Origin of the sequence: Tessaracoccus sp. OH4464_COT-324 (assembly GCF_003932855.1) — a bacterium.
Taxonomy (GTDB): domain Bacteria; phylum Actinomycetota; class Actinomycetes; order Propionibacteriales; family Propionibacteriaceae; genus Arachnia.
Window position 1 is genome coordinate 1 of record NZ_RQYZ01000155.1, and the last position, 342, is coordinate 342.

Annotated in this window: 1 protein-coding gene; it reads left to right on the plus strand. The window is 72.2% G+C overall.

Going from position 1 to position 342, the window contains the following annotated elements:
* The coding region (locus tag EII42_RS13780; RefSeq protein WP_199729907.1) for a WD40 repeat domain-containing protein at positions 1-342 on the plus strand (342 nt) is incomplete at both ends.

A 342-nucleotide genomic window follows, 5' to 3' on the forward strand; every position in this document is an offset into this window, starting at 1 on the left:
ACACACCGGCCAACAACTCACCCGGCTCACCGCCCACACCCGGGCGGTCACCGCGGCCGCCTGGCACCCCGACGGCCACCAACTCGCCACCACCAGCGCCGACGGCAGCTGCATCATCTGGGACCCACACACCGGCCAACAACTCACCCGGCTCACCGCCCACACCGATTGGGTCACCGCGGCCGCCTGGCACCCCGACGGCCACCAACTCGCCACCACCAGCCGCGACGGCAGCTGCATCATCTGGGACTCACACACCGGCCAACAACTCACCCGGCTCACCGCCCACACCCGGGCGGTCACCGCGGCCGCCTGGCACCCCGACGGCCACCAACTCGCCAC